Annotated in this window: 4 protein-coding genes and 2 pseudogenes; all 6 read right to left on the bottom strand. The window is 72.0% G+C overall.

Features of this window, described 5'->3' with window-relative positions; translation table 11 throughout:
- Positions 1-731: pseudogene (locus tag QH283_RS25090) on the bottom strand (DNA repair protein RecN); the annotation flags it as partial.
- Positions 709-1,683, bottom strand: a complete 975-nt coding sequence (locus tag QH283_RS25085) for an NAD kinase (protein WP_280505400.1) — start codon at positions 1,681-1,683, stop codon at positions 709-711. The gene QH283_RS25085 and the pseudogene QH283_RS25090, both read right to left, overlap by 23 nt.
- Entirely contained in the window at positions 1,680-2,501 is an 822-nt protein-coding gene (locus tag QH283_RS25080) for a TlyA family RNA methyltransferase (protein WP_280505399.1), read from the bottom strand. Before QH283_RS25080 ends, QH283_RS25085 begins: the two co-directional genes overlap by 4 nt.
- A gap of 1 nt (position 2,502) precedes the next feature.
- Positions 2,503-2,769 carry a hypothetical protein gene (locus tag QH283_RS25075; RefSeq protein WP_280505398.1) on the bottom strand — a complete coding sequence of 89 codons (267 nt, stop codon included), beginning with the start codon at positions 2,767-2,769 and terminating at the stop codon, positions 2,503-2,505.
- 13 nt (positions 2,770-2,782) lie between these two features.
- On the bottom strand, positions 2,783-3,670 hold the full coding sequence (locus tag QH283_RS25070; protein ID WP_280505397.1) for an HAD-IIA family hydrolase: 888 nt from the start codon (positions 3,668-3,670) through the stop codon (positions 2,783-2,785).
- A 255-nt stretch (positions 3,671-3,925) separates the two neighbouring features.
- Positions 3,926-4,876 (bottom strand): annotated as a pseudogene (locus tag QH283_RS25065) (tetratricopeptide repeat protein); the annotation flags it as partial.
- Between the last annotated feature and the right edge of the window lie 1,060 nt (positions 4,877-5,936).

Here is a 5,936-nt window from a genome sequence, read left to right as displayed (position 1 = left end):
GCGAGCGCGTCGTGCGCCACGGCCGCGGCCTCGCGCAGCGAGTCCAGGTCGCTGAGCCTGCGCACCTCCGCCACCGTGCGCACATCCTCACCGGGTTCCGGTGCGATGGCGTCGATCTCGTCGAGAGAGTGCTTGAGCCGGTCGGCCTCCAGCGCCAATTCCCTGGCGCGCGCGGTGCGTTCGAGCAGCTCCTCGCGCGCGTTCAGCCAGGCGCGCCGGTTCATCTGATAGGTGCGCAGCAGCGAGGTGACGCTGTCACCGGCGAACCGGTCCAGCGCCGCGAGCTGCTGTTCCGGCTTCTGCAGGCGCAACTGGTCGTTCTGGCCGTGCACGGTCAGCAGCGGCGCGGTGAAATCCGACAGCACCGAGGCGGGCACGCCGCGTCCGCCCAGATGCGCCCGCGACCGGCCGTCACCGCCCACGGTGCGAATGGCGATCACACTGCCGTCGTCGTCGGCGGAGGCCGCGGCCGATTCGAGCACCTCGCCGACCTGTGCGCGCGCCTCGGCGTTGAGATCGTCGACGGTGAACCGCCCCTCGACCACCGCCTTCTCGGCGCCGAGCCGGACCCGGCCCGGATCGGCACGGGCGCCGCTGAGCAGATGCAGGCTCGTCACCACCATCGTCTTGCCCGCGCCCGTCTCGCCGGTGAGAACCGTCAGACCCTCGTGGAACTGCGCGGTGGCCGCGGATATGACACCGAGACTGTCAATCCTGATCTCTGTCAGCACGTGTGCTCTCCGTTCGCCGTCTGCCTCGCCAGCCGGTCACAGGTAGCTGGAACTTGCGCACCATCCGGTCCGCGAACGGGGCGGAATCCAGCCGCACCCAGCGGACCGGTTCACTCCCCCGCACCGCCTCCACCCGGCCGCCGCGCGGCAGCGTCATGGTTCGCCTACCGTCAAGGAAAACTATCGCATCGTGACCGGTCGCGACCGCCTCGACGGCGATGCGTGACTCGGGGGAGGTGACCAGCGGCCGCGCGAACAGCGCGTGCGCGTTGCTCGGAATCACAAGCAGCGCTTCGAGTTCCGGCCACACCACCGGACCGCCCGCGGAGAAGGCGTAGGCCGTGGAACCGGTCGGGGTCGAGATGAGGATTCCGTCACAGCCGAAGGAGGAGACCGGGCGCCCGTCCACCTCGAGCACCACCTCCAGCACGCCCATGCGCACGGCGTTCTCGATGCTGGCCTCGTTCAGCGCCCACCCGGAGTCGACTATCTCGTCGTCCACCCGCACCGACACGTCGATGGTCATCCGGTTCTCGACGCGATAGTCCCGGCGCACCACCTGCCCGAGCGCCTCGTCGAGATGCTCGGCCTCGGCCTCGGTGAGGAAACCGATGCGGCCGAGATTGATTCCGAGCGCGGGCACCGAGGCCGGTCTGGCCAGTTCGGCGGCCCGCAGGAAGGTGCCGTCACCGCCGAGCGCGAGCACCATCTCGCAGCCGGCCGCCGCCTCGGGACCGTAGGGGACCCGGCGCACGTGCTCACCGCCCGGCACCGAGATCGCCACCGACTCGGTGTCGTCCAGGTGGGTGCTGTCGGCCTCGTCGTCGAGCACCCGCAACCCGATCCCGGCATCGGCGAAGATCTTCGCCACCCGATGCGCGGTCTCGGCGATCTCGGCGCGGCCGGGATGCGCGATCAGCAGGATTTCGCGGTCGAGATCTGGCCCGCTCATCGCGGCCCCTCCTCGACCGCCCGCTCCACCAGCGCGCGCACCTGCTCGCCGTCGTAGTCGAAGGGGCCGGTCTTGCGCAGCCACAGGAAATACTCGACGTTCCCGGACGGACCGGGCAGCGGGCTGGCCACCGCACCGAGCGTGCGCAACCCCTGGCCGGCCGCCGCGGCAGCCACCGCGCACACCGCTTCGGCGCGCAGGATCGGATCGCGCACCACGCCGCCGGAGCCGACCCGCTCCTTGCCGACCTCGAACTGCGGCTTGACCATCGGCAGCAGGTCGGCGCCGTCGGCCGAACACGCGGCCAGCGCGGGCAGCACCAGGGCGAGGGAGATGAACGACAGATCGCCCACCACCAACCCGACGGTGCCGCCGATGGCCTCGGGGGTCAGCGAACGCACATTGGTGCGGTCGAACACGTGCACCCGCTCGTCGTTGCGCAGCCGCCACACCAGCTGGCCGTATCCGACGTCGACCGCGACCACCTCGCGGGCCTCGCGGCTGAGCAGCACATCGGTGAAGCCACCGGTCGAGGCGCCGGCGTCCAGGCAGCGCCTGCCCGCCACCGACAAGCCCTCCGGCTCGAACCGTTCCAGCGCGCCCAGCAGTTTGTGCGCGCCCCGGGAAGCCCACTGCACCTCGTCGGGTTCCGCACGCACCACCAGCGGGGTGCCCGCTTCCACGGCGGTGGCGGGTTTCGTCGCCACCGTTCCTGCTATCAGGACCCGGCCTGCGCCGATCAGCTCGACCGCGTGCTCACGCGACCGGGCCAATCCGCGGCGAACCAGCTCGGCGTCCACTCGCGCGCGCCTGGCCACCTCAGATCTTGTCCACCGTGGCCAGGGCCTGGACCAGCACCTCGTGTGCCTGTTCCAGGATGCGTGCGCGGCGGGTGATGTCGACACCCGCTTCGGCGCTCTCCGCGGGACCGGCGTGACCGCCACCCGCGTCGAGTTCGGCGAGCAGTTCGTCGATCTCGGCGCGGATGCGCTCGGGGTCGGCCGGTTCCGGGTGCCCGCCTGCGCCGGGCAGATGCTGTCCTGGCAGCGGCACACCGGGCCTCGGGGCGGAGTTCGGAGTAGTCATCGTGCTGCCAACGCTATCGGATTTCCGAACGGGACGCGCGTACCGTCACGGCTCGGCCGGGATGGCGGCGCAACCGCTCGGCGAGGTCGAGGCCGGGGTCGGCGCCCACCGGCGGGTGATTGAGCGCGTCGAGGCTCAGCGCCACATAGGTCGGCGTCCGCTCCTGCCCCACCTCGGCCAGCTCCTCGATGGTGCTGACGCCGGTGAGCACGAGCAGCGAGTCGAGGGCCACCCGGTCAGCGCCCTCGATATCGGTGTCGAGCCGGTCGCCGACGACCAGCGCGGCTCTGGTGCCCACCCTGGCCACGGCGTCTTCGAGCAGCGGAGCGAACGGCTTGCCCGCCACGATCGGCTCCAGATCGGAGGCCGCCCGCAGCGCCGCCACCATCGACCCGTTGCCCGGGGCGAGACCGCGCTCGTTCGGCAGCGTCTTGTCGGTGTTCGCGGCCACCCACAGCGCGCCCGCCCGCAGCGCGTAGGCGGCCTCGGCCAGATCGGCCCACGCGGTATGCGGGGAATGCCCCTGCACGACGGCGGCGGGCACCTCGTCGTCGAAACGCCGGATCGGCGTCAGCCCGGCCCTGGCGACCTCTTCGGCCAGATCGCCGGAACCGACGACGAGCACCGTCGCGCCCGGCGACAGCTTCTCCGCGAGCAGCCGCACGGCGGCCTGCGCACTGGTGACCACGTCGTCGGGGGTGGCCGGGTAACCGAGTTCGGCGAGATGGGCCGCCACGGCATCCGGGCCGCGGCTCGCGTTGTTGGTGACGTAGGCGAGCCGCTGCGCCGAGCCGCCGTCCACCAGCGCTTCCGGCGCGCCCTCGATGACCGCGGCGCCCCGGTACAGGGTGCCGTCCAGATCGAGCAGCAAGGCCTCGTAGCGATCTCGTAGCCGCTTCACACCACTCCCACTTCGTTCGTCCCCCGCGGGGATCACCGGCCCCCGGGGTCGGCTTCGACGTTCTCCGACCCTACGTCAGCCCACCGACGCCATCGGCGAGGGGCAGCCATCGACGAGGGGCAGTCTTCGGCGAGGGGCTCGCCCATCGTCGGAGCAGGACGGGTCGGCCGCTCCGCTCCGCGGCGGCGGGCACGCGGGCGGCCCGTGTCCGCGATGACCGAATGACCGGATGTACCGGAAAGGTCCGGGAAAGGTCTAGGCGTCGCCGGTCAGTTCGGCGGCACGGTCCTCCGCGTCGGTCTCACCGTCGAGATCGGCGGCGGCGGCGTTGAGGAACCACTCCAGGCCCTCGGAGGTGCGTCCGGCCGCCACCAGCGCGTCGGCGTAGGCGTAGAACAGCCGTGCAGCCGAGGAACCGGTGCGCTCGGGATCGAGATCGGGCGTCTGCAAGGTCACCACGGCCTGGTCGTACTGGCCGAGATCCATCCTCGCGCCGGAGACCACGATGCGCAGCTCGCTGGCATCGTCACCGGTGAGGGCGCGCGCCTCCTCGCTGCGGCCGAGCTCGATGGCCCGTTCCGGGCGGCCGAGACCGCGCTCGCAGTCCGCCATCACGGCGAGCAGCCCCGAGCCGCCGGACATCCGCCGCGCGGTGCGCAGCTCCGACAGCGCCTCGGCCCACTCGCCGGCGTGGTAGGCCACCACGCCCGCGGTCTCGCGCACCACCGCGATCCGGCCCGCCCGCTGCCGCGCGGCTCTGGCGTGGGCCAGCGCCAGGCCCGGATCGTCGTCGACCAGCCGCACCGCCATCACCAGATGCCGGGCCACGGTCTCGGCATTGCCCTTGTCCAGGCTCAGCAGATCGCGCCGGACGGCCGGATCGAGATCCGAGGCCTCCACATCGTCGGGCAGATCCGGCTCCTCCGGCCGCGGCGGACGCCGGTCCAGCGACCGTGCGCCCGCACCGCGCGCGCCCTCGCCGCCGCGCCTGCGGTCCTCGCCGCCACGTCGCTGGTCGGAATCGCCCTGGCGGAAGCCGCCCTCGCGGCGCTCGAAGCCCTCCCGCTCCGCACCGGATCGATCCCCCTTGGACCGATCGCCACCGAACCGATCACCGTCGCGCTCGGGACGCCGGTCGAACCCGCGATCGGAATCACCACGCCGTTCGGCGCCGCCACGGTCGAATCCGCCCCGGCCGGCACCTCGATCGAACCCGCCCCGCTCGGAACCGGCACGATCCGCGCCACCGCGGCGGTGGAAGCCACCGCGCTCACCGGGACGATCCGAGCCACGATCGGAACGCCGGTCGAATCCTCCGCGCTCGGAACCACGATCGAAGCCACCACGATCGGAACCGCCACGATCGGAACCGCCACGGTCGGCCCCACGGCGTTCGGAACCACCGCGGTCGGAGCCGGAACGATCAAAGCCGGAACGATCTGAGCCGGAACGATCGAAGCCACCGCGAGCCGAATCACCACGCTCGGTGCCGCCGCGACGGAAGCCGCCACGGTCCCCACCGCGCGAGCCGCTCTCGCCCGAGCCGCCACGACGGAAGCCGCCGCGCTCCTCGGAGCCGCCGCGTCCGCCACGGTCACGATCCGACCGATCACGGTCGCCGTAGCCGCCACGGCTACCTCCGCCACGGCTACCTCCGCCACGGTTACCGCCGCCGCGGTTCTCGCCGCCGCGCTCGAAGCGCCACTCCCCGGAGTCACCGCCACGCGAACCGCGATCGAATCCACCGCGCTCACCGGGACGACCCGAATCGCCGCCCCGGCGGAAACCACTCGGGCCACGGTCGTCGCGCTGCCCCGACCGGTCGCCGGAATCCCGGCGGTAACCGCCGCCGGAGCCGCCACGGTTGTCGGAGCCGCGATCGCTGCCACCGGAATCACCTCGGCGGAAACCACCACGATCACCGGCCCCGCGATCCTTGTCGCCGCCACTGCGGCGGAAACCGCCGCGGCCCGATTCGGAGTCACCGGTCCGACGAGACGGCCGGTCGTTGCCGGCATCGCGCTGCCCCGAATCGGAGGCGCCTCGCCGGAACGGCCTCGGACCGTCGTTGTGTTCGGACACGGTGAACCCTTTCGAAGTCTGCTGCCGGGACATCGCCCGGCTCTGGTACGAATTCAACCACGCATCCGGCAGGCCACCGAATGCGTGCTGATCACGAGGCCGCGAAGACCCCATAAACGACGATAGGGGACCCGGTATCGGGTCCCCTATCGTGAAAGGATGTTCCGGCGGTGTCCTACTCTCC

Origin of the sequence: Nocardia farcinica, assembly GCF_029867845.1 — a bacterium.
Taxonomy (GTDB): Bacteria; Actinomycetota; Actinomycetes; order Mycobacteriales; family Mycobacteriaceae; genus Nocardia; species Nocardia farcinica_A.
The sequence above is the reverse complement of the archived record's forward strand: the minus strand, read 5'-3'. Positions and strand labels throughout refer to the sequence as shown.

Coding starts and splice junctions, on each gene's coding strand:
- QH283_RS25085 (WP_280505400.1), bottom strand. CDS start 1,683: ATGAGCGGGCCAGATCTCGACCGCGAAATCCTGCTGATCGCGCATCCC.
- QH283_RS25075 (WP_280505398.1), bottom strand. CDS start 2,769: ATGACTACTCCGAACTCCGCCCCGAGGCCCGGTGTGCCGCTGCCAGGA.